The following is a 19,156-nucleotide window of genomic DNA, read 5'->3' on the forward strand; positions in this document are numbered from 1 at the left end:
TACTAGCGAATGTGAGAGCTTCGGACACGTTCGAAATTGACAAGCGCGCAGGGATTTGTCGAGAGTGGACGCTGCTCCGGCCAATTGGCATGGGCGGAGCGTCATGCTAGGCATTTTGACCAAGCGATAAAAAAATAAGAGTGGGACAGGCTGCATGGCGCAAGCCGCAATCGAACTGATCGGCATCAACAAGAGTTTTGGCGCCGTGCGTGCCAACCGCGACATCAATCTGGAGATCGCGCGCGGCACCATCCACGGCATCGTCGGCGAAAATGGCGCCGGCAAGTCGACGCTGATGTCGATCCTCTACGGTTTCTACCAGGCCGACGGCGGCGAAATCCGCGTCGGCGGCAAGCCGGCGTCGATCAAGACGCCCAACGACGCGATCGCGCTTGGCATCGGCATGGTGCACCAGCATTTCATGCTGGTCGACAATTTCTCGGTGCTGGAGAACATCATTCTCGGCGCCGAAAACGATGCGCTCTTGAAGAGCAGCATCGCCAAGGCGCGTTCCGAGCTGGAGCGGCTGGAGCGCGAATATGGGCTGGAAGTCGATCCCGACGCGATCATCGAGGAACTGCCGGTCGGCCTGCAGCAGCGTGTCGAAATTCTCAAGGCGCTCTATCGCGGCGCCGAGATCCTGATCCTCGACGAGCCGACGGGCGTGCTGACGCCGGCCGAGGCCGACCATCTGTTCCGCATCCTCAAGCAGCTGAAGGAACAGGGCAAGACGGTGGTTTTGATCACCCACAAGCTGCGCGAGATCATGGCCATCACCGACACCGTCTCGGTCATGCGCCAGGGCACGATGGTGGCGACCCGGGAGACGAAGAAAACCACCGTCGAGGAACTGGCCGAACTGATGGTCGGGCGCCGCGTGCTTCTGAGGGTCGAAAAGGGCGAAGCGGAAGCCGGTGCCGTCAAGCTCGCGGTCAAGAACCTGACGGTCAGGGATTCCCGTGGCGTCACCATGGTCGACGACATCTCCTTCGACCTGCGCGCCGGCGAGATCGTCGGCATCGCCGGCGTTGCCGGCAACGGGCAATCCGAGCTGCTGGAGGCGATTTCCGGCATCAGGCATGCCGTTTCGGGCTCGGTCATGCTCGACGGCAAGCCGATCGACCTGACGGGCAAGGCCGATCCCGGTGAGTTGCGCGACCGCGGCCTCGCCCATGTGCCGGAGGACCGTCATCATGTCGGGCTGGTGCTGGCCTTCGAGGAGAACGAGAACTCCATCCTCGGCTATCACGACGACCCCCGCTATCTCATAGGGCCATTCCTCAATGTCGACGCCATCATGGCCGATGCGAAGGACAAGATCGAGAAATACGATATCCGTCCCGGCAATCCGCGCCTGAAGACCGCCAATTTCTCCGGCGGCAACCAGCAGAAGATCGTGCTGGCGCGGGAGATGGAACAGGACCCCGGCGTGCTGATCGTAGGCCAGCCGACGCGCGGCGTCGATGTCGGCGCCATCGAATTCATCCACAAGCGCCTGATCGCCATGCGTGACCAGGGCAAGGCCGTGCTGGTGGTATCTGTCGAGCTCGACGAAATCCGCTCGCTCTCCGACCGCATCCTGGTGATGTTTGCCGGCCGCATCGTCGGCGAGCGCGGCCCCGAAGCTACCGAAGGCGAGCTCGGCCTGCTCATGGCTGGGGTCGAGCAGGAGGCCGCCGCATGAGCACGCCTTACGCCAAATTGCCGGCATGGGCCGATTATGGGTTGATCCCACTGATCAATCTGGCCGTGGCTTTCATCGTCGCCGGCTTCGTCGTGCTGTTGGTCGGCGAAAATCCGTTCCGTGCCGCCGTCATCCTGGTCCAGGGAGCCTTCGGCAAGGGAACAGGCATCGCCTTCACCCTCTTCTATGCCACCACCTTCATCTTCACCGGGCTTTCGGTGGCGGTGGCGGCGCATTGCGGCCTGTTCAACATCGGCACCGAGGGGCAGGCCTACATCGCCGGCCTCGGCATCGCCATCGTGTGCCTGTCCTTCGACAGCGTGCTGCCCTGGTGGCTGACATTTCCGCTGGCCATCGTCGCTTCCGCGCTTGTAGGCGCATTGTGGGCGCTGATCCCGGCCTATCTGCAGGCCAAGCGTGGTTCGCACATCGTCATCACCACCATCATGTTCAACTTCATCGCCGCCTCGATCATGGTCTACCTCTTGGTGGGGCCATTGAAGCCGGCCGGGTCGCAAGCCCCGCAGACCCGGAACTTCCTTGCCGGAGCCGAACTGCCCAAACTCAACTGGATCATCGAGCTGTTCGGCGCCAAGATCCGTTCGGCCCCACTCAACGTCACCTTCCTGCTGGCGTTGGTCATGGCCTTCCTGGTCTGGCTGCTGATCTGGCGAACCAAGCTCGGCTATGAGATGCGCACCTATGGCCACAGCCCGAAGGCGGCGCGCTATGCCGGCATTTCGGAAACCCGCATCATCATCACAGCCATGATGATCTCGGGCGCGCTCGCCGGCATGATGGCGCTCAATCCGGTGATGGGCGACCAGCACAATGTCGCGATCGACTTCGTCTCCGGCGCCGGCTTCGTCGGCATCGCCGTGGCGCTGATGGGGCGCCTGCACCCGGTCGGCATCGTGCTGGCGGCGATCCTGTTCGGCATGCTCTACCAGGGCGGCGCCGAACTCGCCTTCGAGATGCCGGCGATCAGCCGCGACATGATCGTCATCATCCAGGGGTTGGTCATCCTGTTCGCCGGCGCGCTCGAACATATGTTCAGGCCTTACATCCAGGCGCTGTTCGCCTCGTTCAGCCCACGGTCGGTCGGCATGGAAGCGGTCAAGGGAAAGGGCGCCTGAGATGGATGTGTTCAACGCGATCGTCCAGACATTGGACTCGACCATCCGCCTCTCGGTGCCGCTTCTGCTGGCGTGCCTTGCCGGCCTCTATTCGGAACGCGCCGGTATCTTCGACATAGGGCTCGAAGGCAAGATGCTGGTTGGCGCATTCGCGGGGGCCGCCGCGGCGTCGGTCTTCCATTCGGCCTTGCTCGGCCTCGGCATGGCCATCCTGGTCTCGGTCGCCTTTGCCATGGTGCATGGCTTCGCCTCGATCACCCATCGCGGCAACCAGATCGTTTCCGGCGTGGCGATCAATTTCGTCGCCGCCGGTTCGACCATCATCCTCGGCCAGGCCTGGTTCCAGCAGGGCGGACGCACGCCGGCGCTGCAGCCGGGCGAACGGTTCGAAGCGATCACCTGGCCCGGCGCCGATGCCGTCAGGGACGTGCCGATCATCGGCCCCATCTACGCGGAGTTGATCTCCGGTCATTCGCTGCTGGTGTACCTCGCCTTCCTTATGGTGCCCTTCACCTGGTGGGTGCTGTTTCGCACCCGCTTCGGCCTCAGGCTGCGCGCCGTCGGCGAAAATCCGGCTGCCGTCGACACCGCCGGCATTTCCGTCGCCTGGCTGCGTTACAGGGCGCTCATCTGCACCGGCATCCTGACCGGCGTCGCCGGCGCCTATCTGTCGATGGTGCAGAATGGCGGCTTCGTGAAGGATATGACCGCCGGCAAGGGCTACATCGCGTTGGCCGCGCTGATCTTCGCCAAATGGAAGCCGGTCAACGCCATGTTCGCCTGCCTTCTGTTCGGCTTCCTCGACGCGCTGTCGATCCGTTTGCAGGGCTCGCCGCTGCCCATCATCGGCAAAGTGCCGGTGCAGTTCATGCAAGCCCTGCCCTATATTCTCACCGTCGTCCTGCTCGCCGGCTTCATCGGCAAGGCGATCCCGCCCCGCGCCGGCGGCGTGCCCTATGTCAAGGAGCGCTGAGCGAACGGAATCCACTGGGCGGAAGGCTTTTGAACAAGATCGTGGGAGAGTACAACTGAATGTCGCATGATCTGTTCGAAGCGGCCAAGACCGCCATGGCCAAGGCCCATGCGCCCTATTCCAGGTTTCCCGTTGGCGCCGCCCTGCGCACCGAAGATGGGCGCGTCTTCACCGGCGCCAACGTCGAGGTCGCTTCCTATCCGGAGGGCTGGTGCGCCGAGACGACCGCGCTTGGCCACTACATCATGGGCGGCGGCGGCAAGATCGTCGAAATCGCCATCCTTGCCGAACGCATGGCCAAATGCTCGCCTTGCGGCGGCTGCCGTCAGCGGCTGGCCGAATTCTGCCGCCCTGAAACCAAGCTCTATCTCTGCGACGACACGGGTGTGGCCGAGACCGTGACCATGGGTGACATATTCCCCTACGGCTTCGCCGGCGACATTTTGAAATGAAGGCTGGCTGAAATGAAGCATTGGCTGAAACGACGGGCTGGCTGAAATGATGGAAAAGGCGCTGGACCATCTCATCGAGAAGCTGGACGGGCTGGCGCCGTCGACCGCGCTGGTGCTGGGCTCGGGCCTCGGCCGCCTTGTCGACCGGATCGAGAACCCGATCCGCGTCTCCTATGCCGACCTGCCCGGCTTTCCCAGGAGCGGCGTCAGCGGCCATGCCGGTGAAGTGGTGGCCGGCCTGTTCGCCGGCATGCCGGTGCTGATGCTGTCCGGCCGCGCCCACTACTACGAACACGGCAACGCTGCGGCCATGCGGCCTGTGCTGGAAGTGCTTGCCGGCATCGGCATCACAAAACTGATCCTCACCAATGCCGCTGGCTCGGTCGATCCGGACATGCCGCCGGGCTCCGTCATGCTGATCACCGATCACATCAACTTCTCCGGCACCAACCCGCTGATCGGCGAGCCGAGCGACCGCCGCTTCGTCGGCCTGACCGAAGCCTATGATGCCGGCATCCGCGAGGCGATCGAGCGCGCGGCGAAAGCGACCGGCACCGCGCTGCACAAGGGCGTCTATATGTGGTTTTCCGGCCCGTGTTTCGAAACGCCGGCCGAAATCCGTATGGCGCGCGCCATGGGCGCCAACGCGGTGGGCATGTCGACCGTGCCGGAAGTCATTCTGGCCCGCTTCCTTGGGCTGCGGGTCGCCGCCTGCTCGGTCATCACCAACCTTGCCGCCGGCATGACCGGAGCCGAGCTTTCGCACCAGGAGACCAAGGATATGGCGCCGGTTGGCGGATCACGGCTGGCAACGGTCCTTCAACGCGTGTTCCGCGACGGGCTCCTGGAGAACTGATGCTTCCGCAGGAAATCATCCGCCACAAGCGAGACGGCCAGAGGCTCGAGGCTCGCGAAATCATGGCCTTCATCGACGGCGTGACGTCAGGTGCCGTCACCGACGGCCAGGCCGCTGCTTTTGCGATGGCGGTGTTCTTCAACGGCATGAACCGGGACGAAGCCGTGGCGTTGACGCTTGCCATGCGCGATTCCGGCGACGTGCTCGATTGGTCGGACCTGCCCGGTCCCGTCACCGACAAGCATTCGACGGGTGGCGTCGGTGACAATGTCTCGCTGATGCTGGCGCCGATCGTCGCCGCCTGTGGCGCCTATGTGCCGATGATCTCGGGGCGTGGCCTTGGCCATACCGGCGGTACGCTGGACAAGATGGATGCGATCCCCGGCTATATCAGCCAGCCCGACATTGCATTGTTTCGCCAGGCGGTGCTGGAAACGGGCTGTGCCATCATCGGCCAGACCGCCGACCTCGCGCCGGCCGACCGCCGGCTCTATGCGATCCGCGACGTGACCGCCACTGTGGAATCGGTGCCGCTGATCACCGCCTCGATCCTGTCGAAGAAGCTCGCCGCCGGCCTGGGCTCCCTGGTGCTCGACGTCAAGGTCGGCAACGGCGCCTTCATGGAGAAGTCGCGTGATGCCACCGCGCTCGCCAACAGCCTGGTTGAGGTCGCCAGCGGCGCCGGGCTGAAGGTCTCGGCGCTGATCACCGGCATGAATGAACCACTGGCCTCGGCTGCCGGCAACGCCGTCGAGGTGCGCAACGCCGTCGACTTCCTGACCGGCCGTCTTCGCGACCGACGGCTGGAGGACGTGACCCTGGCGCTGGCGGCCGAGATGCTGCAGTCGGCGGGACTGGTGTCGTCCAACCAGGACGGCATGCGGCGCGCCACGGAAACGCTCGCCAGCGGCCGCGCCGCCGCCACCTTCGCCCGCATGGTGACGGTGCTCGGCGGCCCCGCGGATTTCATCGAGAGGCCGGAAAAATATTTGCCGGAGGCGGCAACGGAATTCGCGGTCAAGGCGACGACACAGGGTTTCGTCACAAGCATAGCCGCCCGCGACATTGGCCTTGCGGTGGTTGGCCTGGGCGGCGGGCGCACCCGGCCCGACGACAAGATCGATCCCGCCGTCGGCATCACCAGGCTGCTCCCGATAGGCGCGGAAGTAAAACCCGGAGATGCCCTGGCGCTGGTGCACGCCCGCTCGCCCTCCGATGCCGAGGCCGCAGGCGCAGCCGTGCTTTCAGCCTATGCGATCGGTGCCTCCAAGCCGCCGGCGGATAAAACCATCATGCGGCGGATCCTGCCGCGCGGTTGATTACTGGACAAGCAGCAGCGAGCCGTTTTCGACCTGGTACTTCTGGAGCCGCGTGAGGAAGCTCATGCCGATGAGATTGGTTTGAAGCGCCTTGTCGTCGAGCACCACCGCCTGGACGTCTTCCACCTGGATGGCGCCGATCTGCAGCCGATCGACCGTGACCACGGCAGCCTTGATCGTGCCGTTGGCGGTGTTGACCTGGCGCGTGAAATCGGAAGAGCTCAGCGACAGGCCGATCCGGCGGGCCGTCGAGGTGTTGATGGCAACCAGCGTCGCACCGGTGTCGATCATGCCGTCGACCTGACGACCGTTAAGCTTGAACTGCGAAGTGAAGTGTCCGCGCGCGTCCGCCTCGACCACGAACTTGCGGCCCAGCGGTTGCGCTACAGCCGGCTTGTCCGGCAGCGCCGCCAGCTTCAGGTCCGGCTGGGTTTCCGTGGCCGGCTTGGCGGTAATCGCCGATTTCAGCAATCCCTCGATAAGCTGGGGATTTGACTGATAGATCATCGGGATGGATACGGCTATTCCGGCAGACGCACCAAAAATGAGAAGTGTACGCAGCATGGGTCAACCTTTTGAGGGCTGATCCTTAGTCCGGACATGGTGTTTGGCGCTTTAACGCTCTCCGAAACCGCAGGTTTTCGTAAACGAACTGTGTACGCGCCATACGAGACGCATAGGGGCCGCAGGAGTATCAAGCGCCTTGCTTCTGGCTTACGTGTTCGAATTGATGAATCAATGACGGCTTCGATATGCGGGAAAATGCTTCCTGAAATCTGGATTGGCTGGTGCCAGGTATCAGCGGCGACAGTTTGCCAAACAGATACTGGGGATCTATAGCGCTACGGGGGAAGGAAATCAGCGTCATTGGAATGTCATTTCGCAACAACGATTCAATCAGGTTTGCGAATTTACGATACAAGATCGCAATCTGCTCGTTCGCATGGCCTGTTTCCCACAGTCCTCCCTCTACCGGGGTGCCGTCTGCCGAGCCAGTTGTTGCCTCCTGCACATAAACTCGACTGGCAGCGGCATCCTCGAACCTCCGAACCGGTATGACCACGTGATCTATCTTTATGCCGGCAGCCAGAACTGCATCCACGTTCTCACATAAAAACGGGCTCTTGATTATCCGCGGGCCTATTGGGTCAAAAATCCCTCTCTCCAAGCCGGCTCTGGCTTCCGGGAAATAATCGTTCGATGACCATTCGCCGGTATCCAGACCAAGCTCTGTAAGCAGTTCGACAAGATAGGTGGTTCCGGCCCTTCCGGTTCCGCTGATGATAATCCGTCTGACGTCTTCCCTATGGCGTCTGAATCGAGACAAGAATCCGAGCTTAGCTGCCATAACAACCAGATCTCCATTGGAAGCCCCAGAAGTACTGCTCTACCCGATACGCCCAGGCGTTCTATAGCTCTGGAGACTGTAGGCTATTTCGTCCCATACATACGGTCGCCGGCATCGCCGAGGCCCGGCATGATATAGCCCTTCTCGTTGAGTTGGCGGTCGATGGAGGCGGTGAAGACCGGAACGTCCGGATGCGCCTTGGTGAAGCGCTCGATGCCTTCGGGTGCCGCCAGCAGGCACAGGAAGCGGATGTTGGTGGCGCCGCGCCCCTTCAACTTGTCGATCGCCGCGATCGCCGAATTGGCTGTCGCCAGCATCGGATCGACGACGATCACCAGCCGGTCGGCGAGATCGCTCGGCGCCTTGAAGAAATACTCGACCGCTTCCAGCGTCTCGTGGTCGCGGTAGAGGCCGATATGGGCGACGCGAGCCGCCGGCACCAGGTCGAGCAGGCCTTCCAGCAAGCCGTTGCCGGCGCGCAGCACCGAGGCAAAGACCAGCTTCTTGCCCTCCAGCGTCGGCGCTTCCATCTCCTCGATCGGGGTCTCGATGGTGGTGGTGGTCAGTTCAAGGTTGCGCGTGACCTCGTAGCCGAGCAACAGCGATATCTCGCGCAGCAGCCGCCTGAAGCCGGCCGTCGAGGTCTCCTTCTTGCGCATGATGGTCAGCTTGTGCTGGACAAGCGGATGATCGACGACGGTGACGCCCTTCATGATGTGCTCCGACGTGGTGATGGTTCGTGGTCAGTAGTGAGTAGTGAATAGTGAGCCGATTTGCGAGTCCCTGCCTGAGGGAAAGCGCCGGCCTTCAACCGCTCTATGCGTGCATGGCCAAACTGCCCACTACTGACTACTGACTACTCACTATCGCGATCACCGAACCTTCGCGTCCAGCCGGCCCAGCAGCATCGCCTTGGTCTTCCTGTCGACGAAGGCCGCTTCGATAGCGGTTCTGGTGACGGCCGCCAGCGTCTTTTCGCTCATTGAAAAATGCTCGGCGGCGATATCGTATTCGCGCTTCAGCGAGGTCCAGAAATAGGGCGGGTCATCGGAATTGAGCGTCACCTTGCAGCCGGCGGCCCGCAGGGCGGGAAACGGATGGTCGGCGAAACTGTCGAACACCTTGAGCGCGACGTTGGAACCGGGGCAGCATTCCAGCACGACGCCTTCGTCGGCGATGCGCCGGACAAGGTCCGGGTTCTCGATGGCGCGCACGCCGTGGCCGATGCGGGAGGGGCGGATATGGTCGAGTGCTGCCTGCACAGTCTCCCAGCCTGTCAGTTCGCCGGCATGGACTGTTATGCCGAGCCCGGCCTCGCGGGCGATCTCGAAAGCCCTGACATAGTCTTCCATGTCGCCCATGCGTTCATCACCCGCGACCCCAAAGCCGGTGACCAGCGGATGCCCGCAGCGCGCCGCGAAACGTGCTGCCCGCTCGATCGACTCGACACCGACATGGCGCACGCCGGTGACGATCATGCGGCCCTCTATGCCGGTCTTGGCCTTGGCGCGCAGCATGCCTTCGCCGAGCGCGTCGGTATAGGCCTTGGGCGACAGCCCGGCTTTGGTCGCATGGTCGGGCGAGGTGAATATCTCGGAATAGATCGCCCCATCGCGGGCGAGGCTGGTCAGATAGTGGTCGGCCAGCCGCGCATAGTCCTCCTCGGTCCGGAACAGATCGGAGGAGAAGTCGTAAGCGGCGAGAAAGGAGGTGAAATCGTGCCAGACGAAGGAACCGTTCTGGATATAGGGCGAGGTATCCTTGCCGTATTTCTGCGCCTGGCGGATGACGAGTTCGGGCGCCGCTGCCCCTTCAATGTGGCAGTGCAGTTCCGCTTTCAAAGGCATTCAAACATCCCGTCGGTCAGTCCAGGTCTTGAAAACCCACCACCTGGAAGCGCGGCTGAACACCGCGCCTTAAACAATAGCGCCCGCACCATCGATCGGCTATGGTCCCGCCGGTTTTATGACGGATCAAAAAAATGTCAGTTGAGAGAACCACGGCCGCGGGCGCCATGGAAACCTCCTATGGTTTCAAACGTATAGGGGAAGGCGAGAAGCAGTCCCTGGTCAACGATGTTTTCCACAAGGTCGCCAACCGCTACGACCTGATGAACGACCTGATGTCGGGCGGCCTGCACCGGCTGTGGAAGGATGCCATGGTCACCTGGCTCAATCCGCCCAAGCGGCCGGGCTGGCGTGTGCTCGATGTCGCCGGCGGCACCGGCGACATCGCCTTCCGCATCGTCGCTGCCAGCCATGGCCATGCCCATGCCACCGTGCTCGACATCAACGGTTCGATGCTCGCCGTAGGCCGCGACCGGGCCGAGAAGAAAGGCCTGTCCGGCAACACCGATTTCGTCGAGGCCAATGCCGAGGAACTGCCCTTCGCGGATGCCACGTTCGACGCCTACACGATTGCTTTCGGCATCCGCAACGTGCCGCGCATCGATGTCGCCCTGAGCGAAGCGTTCCGCGTGCTGAAGCCCGGCGGCCGGTTCCTGTGCCTGGAATTTTCCGAGGTCGAGATGCCGCTGCTCGACAAGGCCTACGAAGCCTGGTCGTTCAACGCCATTCCCAGGATCGGCAAGATGGTCACCGGCGACGGGGAGCCCTATTCCTATCTGGTCGAATCGATCGCGAAATTCCCCAACCAGCTCAACTTCGCGGCGATGATTTCCCGCGCCGGCTTCGAGCGTGTTTCCTTCCGCAACTATTCCGGCGGCATAGCGGCCCTGCATTCGGGCTGGAAGCTTTGAGGCCGTCGCATATCTACCCCGCTCGATGCGCTCTGTGCCGGTTCAACGGATCGGCGGGGCGAGCGCAGCCATGACCACGGTCAGCGCAGGATTTCGGCTCATGCGGGCCGGCTGGGTGCTGGTACGCGAGGGTGTCGTCGCCGCCTTGCCCGGCGAGGAGTTGTCCGGCCTGCCGAAATTCGGCTGGCGGCTGGCGCGGCTGTTCACCCGTCGCCGCGCGCTCGCCTATGAGCGCAGCGACCGGCTGGCCAAGGCCGTGGTCCGGCTCGGCCCGTCCTATGTGAAGCTTGGCCAGTTCCTGGCGACACGGCCCGACGTCGTCGGCAATGACATGGCGCTCGACCTTGCCATGCTGCAGGACAAGATGCACACCTTCCCGAGGTCCGAGGCGATCGCGGCCATCGAAGCGTCGCTCGGGCGCAAGGTGGCCGATCTCTACGCGCAATTCGGCGACCCGGTCGCCGCCGCTTCCATCGCCCAGGTCCACGCCGCCGAAACCCTCCACGAAGGTACCGCCAGCAAGGTGGCGGTGAAGGTGATCCGGCCGGGTGTGCGCCGCCGCTTTTTTCACGACTTGGAAAGCTATTTCCTCGCCGCCCGCCTGCAGGAAAGATACATCCCTTCGTCACGCCGGCTGCGGCCGGTCGAGGTCACCGAGACGCTGGCGCAGACCACCAAGATCGAGATGGACCTGCGCCTCGAAGCCGCGGCACTCTCCGAACTTGGCGAAAACACCAGGGATGATCCCGGCTTTCGCGTACCCTATGTCGACTGGGAACGCACCGGCCGTGACGTGCTGACCATGGAATGGGTCGAAGGCGTCAAGATGAACAACATCGCCGGCCTCGAAGCCGCCGGCCATGACCTGAAGGCGATCGCCGCCAATCTCGTCCAGTCGTTCCTGCGTCACACGCTGCGCGACGGCTTCTTCCATGCCGACATGCATCCCGGCAACCTGTTCGTCGAAGCGAACGGCACCATCGTCGCCGTCGATCTCGGCATTGCCGGCAGGCTCGGCAAGAAGGAGCGCCGCTTCCTCGCCGAAATCCTCTACGGCTTCATCACGCGCGACTATCTGCGCGTCGCCGAGGTGCATTTCGAGGCCGGCTATGTGCCGCGCCAGCACAATGTCGCGGCCTTCGCGCAGGCGATCCGCGCCATCGGCGAGCCGATCCACGGCCAGCCGGCCGAGACCATTTCGATGGCCAAGCTTTTGACGCTGCTGTTCGAGGTGACCGAACTCTTCGACATGGCGACAAGACCGGAACTGATCCTGCTGCAGAAGACCATGGTTGTGGTCGAGGGCGTGGCGCGTACGCTCGATCCGGTCTTCAACATGTGGAAGACGGCCGAGCCGGTGGTCAGCGGCTGGATCGCCGGCAACCTCGGCCCGCGTGGCATGATGCTCGATGCGCGGGATGGCGCCAAGGCGCTGCTGACGCTCGCCCGCCAGGCGCCGGAGCTTGCGGCGCGCACCGATCGGCTGTCGCGAGAGATAGACCTGATGGCCGAGCACGGGCTGCGCTTCGACGAGACGACGGCGCGCGCCATCGGCAAGGCCGAAGCCCGGTACAGCCGTTCCGGCCGCGTCGCTCTGTGGGTGATCGCGTTGACACTGGTCTATATCACCTGGAAGCTGGTCTGAGTGCATGCAATGACAGCAATGCTGTCATTGAAGTCAACTGCCGACCAGACTATATTGCGCGTGGAGTGCTCATATGGCCAGGATTACGGTGCGCAATCTGGATGACCATATCATGCAGCGCCTGCGCGAGCGCGGCGCCGCGCGTGGCGTTTCCATGGAACAGGAAGCACGGGATGTACTGGCGGCATCCGTTGGGCTTCCGACCACCAAAGGCTTCGACCGCCAGGGCCTGACATTCAAGGACAAGATCAGAGTTCAACCGACAACTGGATTGCGAAAATAATCATGGGCGTCCTGACCATTCGCAATCTCGACGAAGAACTGAAGCAAAAGCTGCGCGAGCGAGCCGCCAGACATGGCGTGTCGATGGAGCAGGAGGCGAGACGCCTGTTGCTTCAGGAGGTGGCGCCGTCCAGCGAAAATGACGAGGATGTCGTTACGGCGAAGGAAATCCTTGAATTCGGCCGACGCTTACAAAGAGTGGATTTCGATCAGAAGAAAGTCGCTGATGATCTCTGGTCCTTCATAGAGGATGAATGACCGTGGTGGTCGACACCTCAGCGATTGTGGCCATCCTGAAGCAGGAACCTGAAGCGCCGGCAATCGCCGAACGCCTGGCCGGAAAACAGCTGATATTGATGAGCGCCGCGACTCTGATGGAATGCGGCACGGTTATCGTCAGGCGCTACGGCGCCGCCGGTATGGCCGAGTTGACGGGTCTTCTCGCCAGACTGAAAGTCACGATCGTCGCGCTCTCGGCCGAACATGCGCAGGCTGGAATTGAGGCCTATGCACTCTACGGACGCGGCACTGGCCATCCGGCTAACCTCAACATGGGTGACTGCTTTGCTTATGCCTTGGCCAAGACCAGAAACATGCCGCTGCTTTTCAAGGGGGATGATTTCATCCATACCGACATCGAACCGGCACTGAAGCTGGCATGACACTGGACAAGAACTGGTCTCGGGCATGATCCTTTCCGGCAAGCGCATCCTGCTCATCATTGGCGGCGGCATTGCAGCCTACAAGGCGCTGGACTTGATCCGGCGGCTGCGCGAGCGCGGTGCCGCGGTGCGGGTGGTGATGACGTCAGCCGCCCAGGAGTTCGTCACCACGCTGTCGGTCGGCGCACTTTCGGCGGATCATGTCTTCACCGAACTGTTCGACCGCAATGATGAACACGATGTCGGCCATATCAGGCTGTCGCGTGAAGCCGACCTGCTGGTGGTCGCTCCCGCCACCGCCGACCTGATGGCCAAGCTTGCCAATGGCCATGCCAACGATCTCGCATCCACCGTGCTGATCGCCACCGACAAACCGGTGCTGATGGCCCCGGCCATGAACCCGAGGATGTGGTCGCATCCGGCAACCCGGCGCAACCGCGCCACACTGGCCAAGGACGGCGTTGCCTTTGTCGGCCCGGCGAAGGGCGAGATGGCTGAGAGCAACGAAGCGGGCGAAGGCCGCATGGCCGAACCGCTGGAGATCGTCGCCGCGATCGAGGCACTGGTCGATGCCGGCCCGAAACCGCTGGCTGGCAGGAAGATCATCGTCACTTCCGGCCCGACGCACGAGCCGATCGACCCGGTGCGCTACATCGCCAACCGTTCGTCCGGCAAGCAGGGCCACGCCATCGCGGCGGCACTGGCAAGACTGGGCGCCGATGTGCGGCTGATCTCCGGCCCGGTCGGCATTGCCGATCCGGCCGGCGTGAAGACCATTCACGTCCAGCGCGCGCAAGAGATGCGCGACGCGGTGGAACAGCTTTTGCCTGCCGACGCCGCGGTCTTCGTCGCCGCTGTTGCCGACTGGCGCACCGAAAATTCGGCCGGCGAGAAGATCAAGAAGGTGGCGGGCGAAGGCCCGCCGATGCTGCGCATGGTGGAGAACCCCGACATCCTTGCCGGGGTTGGCCACCACAAGCACCGGCCCGGCCTGGTCGTCGGCTTCGCCGCCGAGACGCAGGACCTCCTGCGCAATGCCGAGGCCAAGCTGAAGAAGAAAGGCGCCGATTTTATCGTCGCCAACGACGTCTCGCACCAAAGCGGCATCGGCCCTTCAGGCGTCATGGGCGGCGATCGCAACCGGGTCCGGATCGTCTCCAAGACCGGCGTCGATGAGTGGCCCGAGATGACCAAGGACGAGGTGGCGGCACGGCTCGCCGCCCTGATCGCCGAACGCCTCACAACGATCGTCGTCTAACCAGGACGCGACGCACGCATTGCCTGCCGCTCGATGGTGGCCAGGCGATGCTTCGGCTTCTCCGGCGGAAAACTTTTACGTTCAGTTGGCCAAAAGCTCCGCGGTGCGGGTAAGCGCCCCGCCGAAGCCGTTGAGCGGAATGGAAAAGCTCACCTGCTGTCCCGTGTCGGACGCGAAAGCGTCGATCTTGAGCGTCGTGCCCGACTTGAGCAGCGGCGTGACACTGGCGTCGAACGCCACCGGGACCAGACAACCGACCACTTGGCATGTATTGAACGGCAGGCTGCCATCGAGTTTCTGGTCGTCGACGGTCAATGTGACGCCCTTGGCGAGAGCGAGGCCAAATGGCAGGGCAAGGGTTCCGCTCGCGTCGTCGCCGCTCTTGCTCGACAGCTCGATCGCCAGCAGACGCTGGTTGCTCTGCTTGTTGAACTGCTGATGCGACAGGCTGCATACCTTGGCGGTGCCCGATATCTGGCAATTGACCGTCCAGTCGCCATGGGTTTCAGACAAGGCCGACGCGCCGCCAGGCAGTTGCGGCGCACTGGCGGCGGCATTTGCTGCCGGAGCTGCCTTGTCGCCCTTCGTTTGCGCCGCCATGGCCGGCAGACCAGCGATGCAGGCCGCACCCAGCATCGCCACAAGATAAGCGTACTTTCTCATCAAGACCCCTCCCGCCCGGCCCCGTCTCGAGCCAGCCTGGAAACTGACCTTGAGAGACGCGCTGACTGCGTTCTGTTTCACCGTTTCGCCGAAGGCGCCGTTGTATCTCACGGACAGGCCGACGCCATTGACGCCATTCAGTTCGAGGCCGGCGCCGGCCCGATAGAGCGGCGAATCGACCGCTTCCGTCAAGTGCAATGCGGGGTTGCCGGGCAGATTCTCCGCCGCGGCAAAGCGGCCTTCGATCTCCCATTCCTTGTTCGAGAACTCCACCCCGGCCATGGCATCGCCGGACAAACGTCCTATATACAAGGGATGAATAGCATCTTTGGCAGGAATGAGCGGATGTCAGTACGTCGACCATCGATGGTTTTTGCATCGGCGGTGCTGGCCGCAGCGGTGTTGGCCGGCATTGCCGTGCCTGCTTCCGCGCAAGCACTCAACCCCGCTGCCAACGGCAATGCGCTGATCCAGCAGAACGATCTGCAGATCTTGCAGAACCGGGTTCAGCGGGAGCAATTTCAGCAGCAGCAACAGCAGTATCGGGCCCAGGACCGCGTAATCGTCCAGCAGCCGCCGCCGGTCGTGCCGAAGGTCGGACCGACCTGCCAGACGCAGATAATCGGCAACACAGCCGTGAGCACTTGCCGCTGACAGGCCGGCATCTCCCTTTACTTAGCCGACTTACATGATAGGGGCGTTCTAGTGCCCCTGCGGCAGTTTGGGTTTTGCAAAGGCGCCGCATCACGCTATGGGGCACTGCACCGACTGGATTTTTACGAATGGCAGCCACCAAGAAAAAGGCCGTGCGCAAGGCCAAGAAAGGCGAGAGAATCCGCCAGGTCGCCGCGGTCCCCTTTCGGCGGAACGCGCATGGCGATATCGAGGTGATGCTGGTCACGTCGAGAACGACGAGACGCTTCATCGTGCCCAAGGGTTGGCCGATGAAAGGCAAGAGCGGACGCAAGACAGCCACCATCGAAGCGCAGGAGGAAGCCGGCGTGCTCGGCAAGACGCTGAGAGAGCCGGCAGGCACCTATTCCTACTGGAAGCGGCTGGCCAGCCACTTTGTCCGGGTCGACGTCATCGTCTACCTGCTTGAAGTGACGGAAGAGCTTGCCCACTGGCAGGAAGCCAAGCGGCGGCAACGGGCATGGCTGGCGCCGGCCGACGCGGCGATGCTTATCGATGAACCGGATCTGTCGACGCTGGTGAAGGCCTTGAAGCTTCCCGAGCCCGCGCCACTCGACCAGGTATAGGCTTCACGCGCCAGTCGCGTCCTCCTCCGGAAACGGCCGCGCCGGTGTGCCGGCATAAGCCAAGCCAGCCTCGCGGCGGAGGCTCTGCCTAGGTCGTACGGTGCGACCCAGGCAAGAAGCCCGATAAGCCTCAAATACAAACTGATTCAATTCGAAGCAGTTGCCTGACGTTGCGTAATATTCGGCCGCCGTCGCAAGAATCGCGGCCACAAACAGCGAAAGTATTTATTTGCTGTTAAGCCCGCCATGATAACCGGATCGTTGTCGCCAGCCGAGCGATATGCGGGAAACAACATCGTCTCAACCGGTGGATGAAAAAGTCGGACAGGCGCTGACAGGATCATGGCAAGCCCATGAGGATTCGATGAAGCTGTCATCCATTGATGCGAGTTCCCGTCTTCTCGGACTCGTATGGCCCTTCGTCGCCGTCGTGCTCATCCAGGCGCTGGTGGCCAGCCTCAGCCTCTACACCCTTTCGGCGGTTCGTGCTTATGTCGGCGGCGAGAGCCAGTGGTCGAAGGGCCAAAAGCATGCCATCTATTTTCTCAGCCTTTATGCCGACACCGGCAACGAAGACTTCTTCAGCGAGTATCGCGCGGCGGTCGCCGTTCCGCTGGCTGATCGGTCGGCCCGCCTGGCACTCGAGCAACCTCAGCCCGATATCGAGGCGGCGCGCGCCGGCTTCCTGCAGGGTGGAAATCACGTCGACGATGTCCCCGGACTGATCTGGCTGTTCCGGGATTTCCGTGGCTTCAGCTATCTCGATGCCGCCATCCGCCATTGGACGGCCGCCGACACCATGATCCTCGCCATACAGCGGCTCGGTGACACGATGCATGAGACGCTGAGCAAGGGGCCGGCATCTTTGGCCGAGATCAGCGCCTGGAAAACGCAGATCCACCAGCTCGACCGTGAGATCGGCCCGCTTTCCAAGGCCTTTTCGGACAGCCTCGGCGAAGGTTCGCGCTTCATCAAGATGCTGCTCACCTTTGCCAATCTCGTCACCGCCGCCTTGTTGATACTGCTTGCCGTGTGGCGCACGCGCAAACTGCTCGCGCAGCGTCAGGCCTTCCAGCTGGCGCTCAATACCGAACGCGAGCGCGCCCAGATCACCCTGGCTTCGATTGGCCAGGCCGTCATCAGCACCGGCCCTGACGGGCGGCTGGATTACATGAACGCGGTTGCCGAGAAGCTGCTGGCTTGCCCGTTGGGCACAGCCAAGGGCAAACCGATCGCATCCTTGTTTCGTCTGGTGGACAAGGACACCAGCGCTGAAGAATCCCAACTGATCGAGCACCTTCTGGCCGGTGAACTGCGTCGTTCCAGCGCCCGTCCGCAATTGCTGCGGCGGCCCGACGGCTCCGTCGTTCCCGTCGCACTGACCGGCGCGCCCCTGCTCGTTTCCGGCGAAGTGGTCGGCGCGGTGCTCGCCTTCCACGACATGACGCGGGAAGAGGATTATATCGAGCGGCTTTCATGGCAGGCCTCGCATGACGCACTGACCGGGCTCGCCAACCGTCGCGCTTTTGAAAGCCGGCTCGAAAGGACCATCGTCGACTTGCAAGGGCAGGCCCGGCAGCACGCCTTGATGTATCTCGATCTCGACCAGTTCAAGCTGGTCAACGATACCTGTGGTCATGCCGCCGGCGACCAGTTGCTGCGCCAGATTTCCGCGCTGTTGACCAACGAATTGCGGTCCGGCGATGTGCTGGCCCGGCTGGGCGGCGACGAATTCGGCGTGCTGCTGATCGATTGCGAGGCCGACAGTGCGGCCGACATCGCCGAAAGGCTGCGTGCTGCCGTGCAGGATCTGCATTTCGCCTGGGATAACAGGCCCTTCAACACCAGCGTCAGCGTCGGCATGGTGCAGATCGCCAATGCGCAAGTGACGATCGAGGAGGTTCTGCGGGCCGCCGATGTCGCCTGCTACATGGCCAAGGAGAGAGGCCGCAACCGTGTCCAGATCCACAGCGACGGTGACATGGCCTTGCGCGAGCGTTTTGGCGAGATGGCCTGGGTGCAGCGCCTGCACACCGCCCTGGAGCAAAATCGCTTCAGGCTTCATGCCCAGGAGATCTGGCCGCTCAACGACGACGTCGCCGAGGCTGGCGCGCATATCGAGATCCTGTTGCGGCTGACCGACGAAGACGGCGGCCTCGTCACCCCGCAAAACTTCATTCCCGCGGCCGAGCGTTACGGCCTGATGCCGTCGATCGACCGCTGGGTGGTGCGCAACACGTTCCGCATTCTGGCCGCACGGCAAGCCGATGCGCGCATGGCGCCGATCGCTACATGCGCCATCAATCTTTCCGGACAGACGTTCGGCGACGAAACGTTCCTCGATTTCCTACGCGAGCAGTTCCTCGTCCATCGCATCTCGCCTGCGATGATCTGCCTGGAGATCACCGAAACCAGCGCCATCGCCAATCTCACCAATGCCATGCGCTTCATTGCCGATCTGCGCGGTCTGGGCTGCCGTTTCGCGCTCGACGATTTCGGCTCCGGCATGTCGTCCTTCGCCTATCTGAAGCACCTGCCAGTCGACTACCTCAAGATCGACGGCAGCTTCGTCAAGGACATGCTGGACGACCGCATCGACCGCGCCATGGTCGAGATGATCCATCACATCGGCAAGGTCATGGGCAAGCGCACCATCGCCGAGTTCGTCGAAAGCGACGGCATCGTCGCGGCCCTGAAGACGATCGGCGTCGACTATGCCCAGGGCTATGGGATCGCCAGGCCGCAGCCTTTCGACAGCTCGACAGTGCTGCGTGGCCCGGGCATCGCTTCAGCCGCGGCGGCTGCGACAGATCCGTGGGCCGATCTAGCGCAGAAACTGCACCGCAGAGCCGGCTGAAAAC

The 19,156-nt window shown here is 62.8% G+C and carries 20 protein-coding genes; 15 read left to right on the plus strand and 5 right to left on the minus strand.

The window, feature by feature from the left end; translation table 11 throughout:
* Window positions 1–154: 154 nt before the first annotated feature.
* The 6 genes from FJ930_RS05400 to deoA are packed head-to-tail and all read left to right on the plus strand — an operon-like array spanning window position 155 to window position 6,420.
* On the plus strand, window positions 155–1,684 hold the full coding sequence (locus tag FJ930_RS05400) for an ABC transporter ATP-binding protein (protein WP_141835613.1): 1,530 nt from the start codon (window positions 155–157) through the stop codon (window positions 1,682–1,684).
* Complete coding sequence (locus FJ930_RS05405; protein WP_141835616.1) at window positions 1,681–2,820, plus strand: ABC transporter permease; 1,140 nt, start codon at window positions 1,681–1,683, stop codon at window positions 2,818–2,820. The genes FJ930_RS05400 and FJ930_RS05405 overlap by 4 nt, the downstream gene beginning before the upstream one ends.
* 1 nt (window position 2,821) lies before the next feature.
* The gene (locus FJ930_RS05410) at window positions 2,822–3,793 is read left to right on the plus strand and encodes an ABC transporter permease (protein WP_140749413.1); all 972 of its coding nucleotides are present in this window, start codon (window positions 2,822–2,824) and stop codon (window positions 3,791–3,793) included.
* Between the two features lie 59 nt (window positions 3,794–3,852).
* A complete protein-coding gene (gene cdd / locus FJ930_RS05415) occupies window positions 3,853–4,245 on the plus strand; it encodes a cytidine deaminase (protein ID WP_141835619.1) in 393 nt (130 codons plus the stop codon).
* Between the two features lie 46 nt (window positions 4,246–4,291).
* On the plus strand, window positions 4,292–5,101 hold the full coding sequence (locus tag FJ930_RS05420) for a purine-nucleoside phosphorylase (RefSeq protein ID WP_141835622.1): 810 nt from the start codon (window positions 4,292–4,294) through the stop codon (window positions 5,099–5,101).
* Window positions 5,101–6,420: a thymidine phosphorylase gene (gene deoA, locus FJ930_RS05425; RefSeq protein WP_141835625.1), complete on the plus strand. Its 1,320-nt coding sequence runs from the start codon at window positions 5,101–5,103 to the stop codon at window positions 6,418–6,420. Before FJ930_RS05420 ends, deoA begins: the two co-directional genes overlap by 1 nt.
* On the opposite strand, the gene FJ930_RS05430 is transcribed toward deoA, so the two are convergent.
* The 4 genes from FJ930_RS05430 to FJ930_RS05445 all read right to left on the minus strand — a co-directional run bounded on the left by FJ930_RS05430 (window position 6,421) and on the right by FJ930_RS05445 (window position 9,615).
* Window positions 6,421–6,984 (minus strand): TIGR02281 family clan AA aspartic protease, encoded by a 564-nt coding sequence (locus FJ930_RS05430; RefSeq protein WP_141835629.1) that lies wholly within the window; start codon window positions 6,982–6,984, stop codon window positions 6,421–6,423.
* Window positions 6,985–7,114: 130 nt separating this feature from the next.
* A complete protein-coding gene (locus FJ930_RS05435; RefSeq protein ID WP_141835632.1) occupies window positions 7,115–7,768 on the minus strand; it encodes a hypothetical protein in 654 nt (217 codons plus the stop codon).
* An 83-nt stretch (window positions 7,769–7,851) separates the two neighbouring features.
* Window positions 7,852–8,481, minus strand: a complete 630-nt coding sequence (upp, locus tag FJ930_RS05440; RefSeq protein ID WP_095199484.1) for a uracil phosphoribosyltransferase — start codon at window positions 8,479–8,481, stop codon at window positions 7,852–7,854.
* A gap of 159 nt (window positions 8,482–8,640) precedes the next feature.
* Window positions 8,641–9,615 carry an adenosine deaminase gene (locus FJ930_RS05445; protein ID WP_141835635.1) on the minus strand — a complete coding sequence of 325 codons (975 nt, stop codon included), beginning with the start codon at window positions 9,613–9,615 and terminating at the stop codon, window positions 8,641–8,643.
* A gap of 134 nt (window positions 9,616–9,749) precedes the next feature.
* On the opposite strand from FJ930_RS05445, the gene ubiE reads away from it, so the two are divergent.
* The 6 genes from ubiE to coaBC all read left to right on the plus strand — a co-directional run bounded on the left by ubiE (window position 9,750) and on the right by coaBC (window position 14,373).
* The gene (gene ubiE, locus FJ930_RS05450; protein ID WP_141835638.1) at window positions 9,750–10,526 is read left to right on the plus strand and encodes a bifunctional demethylmenaquinone methyltransferase/2-methoxy-6-polyprenyl-1,4-benzoquinol methylase UbiE; all 777 of its coding nucleotides are present in this window, start codon (window positions 9,750–9,752) and stop codon (window positions 10,524–10,526) included.
* Between the two features lie 70 nt (window positions 10,527–10,596).
* Window positions 10,597–12,171: a 2-polyprenylphenol 6-hydroxylase gene (ubiB, locus tag FJ930_RS05455; RefSeq protein ID WP_141835642.1), complete on the plus strand. Its 1,575-nt coding sequence runs from the start codon at window positions 10,597–10,599 to the stop codon at window positions 12,169–12,171.
* Window positions 12,172–12,244: 73 nt separating this feature from the next.
* Complete coding sequence (locus tag FJ930_RS05460; RefSeq protein ID WP_141835645.1) at window positions 12,245–12,454, plus strand: plasmid stabilization protein; 210 nt, start codon at window positions 12,245–12,247, stop codon at window positions 12,452–12,454.
* Window positions 12,455–12,456: 2 nt separating this feature from the next.
* Window positions 12,457–12,711, plus strand: coding sequence for a hypothetical protein (locus FJ930_RS05465; protein WP_141835648.1), 255 nt, complete (start codon window positions 12,457–12,459; stop codon window positions 12,709–12,711).
* Complete coding sequence (locus FJ930_RS05470) at window positions 12,708–13,115, plus strand: type II toxin-antitoxin system VapC family toxin (RefSeq protein ID WP_348642709.1); 408 nt, start codon at window positions 12,708–12,710, stop codon at window positions 13,113–13,115. Before FJ930_RS05465 ends, FJ930_RS05470 begins: the two co-directional genes overlap by 4 nt.
* Before the next feature lie 25 nt (window positions 13,116–13,140).
* On the plus strand, window positions 13,141–14,373 hold the full coding sequence (gene coaBC / locus FJ930_RS05475; RefSeq protein ID WP_141835651.1) for a bifunctional phosphopantothenoylcysteine decarboxylase/phosphopantothenate--cysteine ligase CoaBC: 1,233 nt from the start codon (window positions 13,141–13,143) through the stop codon (window positions 14,371–14,373).
* 81 nt (window positions 14,374–14,454) lie between these two features.
* On the opposite strand, the gene FJ930_RS05480 is transcribed toward coaBC, so the two are convergent.
* Entirely contained in the window at window positions 14,455–15,318 is an 864-nt protein-coding gene (locus FJ930_RS05480) for an invasion associated locus B family protein (RefSeq protein ID WP_246676809.1), read from the minus strand.
* Between the two features lie 84 nt (window positions 15,319–15,402).
* On the opposite strand from FJ930_RS05480, the gene FJ930_RS05485 reads away from it, so the two are divergent.
* The 3 genes from FJ930_RS05485 to FJ930_RS05495 all read left to right on the plus strand — a co-directional run bounded on the left by FJ930_RS05485 (window position 15,403) and on the right by FJ930_RS05495 (window position 19,152).
* Window positions 15,403–15,690, plus strand: coding sequence for a hypothetical protein (locus tag FJ930_RS05485; RefSeq protein WP_246676810.1), 288 nt, complete (start codon window positions 15,403–15,405; stop codon window positions 15,688–15,690).
* A gap of 128 nt (window positions 15,691–15,818) precedes the next feature.
* Window positions 15,819–16,295 carry an NUDIX hydrolase gene (locus FJ930_RS05490; protein WP_141835657.1) on the plus strand — a complete coding sequence of 159 codons (477 nt, stop codon included), beginning with the start codon at window positions 15,819–15,821 and terminating at the stop codon, window positions 16,293–16,295.
* 364 nt (window positions 16,296–16,659) lie between these two features.
* The gene (locus FJ930_RS05495; RefSeq protein WP_141835660.1) at window positions 16,660–19,152 is read left to right on the plus strand and encodes an EAL domain-containing protein; all 2,493 of its coding nucleotides are present in this window, start codon (window positions 16,660–16,662) and stop codon (window positions 19,150–19,152) included.
* The last annotated feature ends 4 nt before the right edge of the window (window positions 19,153–19,156 follow it).

The sequence above is a fragment of the Mesorhizobium sp. B2-4-15 genome (assembly GCF_006658505.1).
GTDB lineage: Bacteria > Pseudomonadota > Alphaproteobacteria > Rhizobiales > Rhizobiaceae > Mesorhizobium.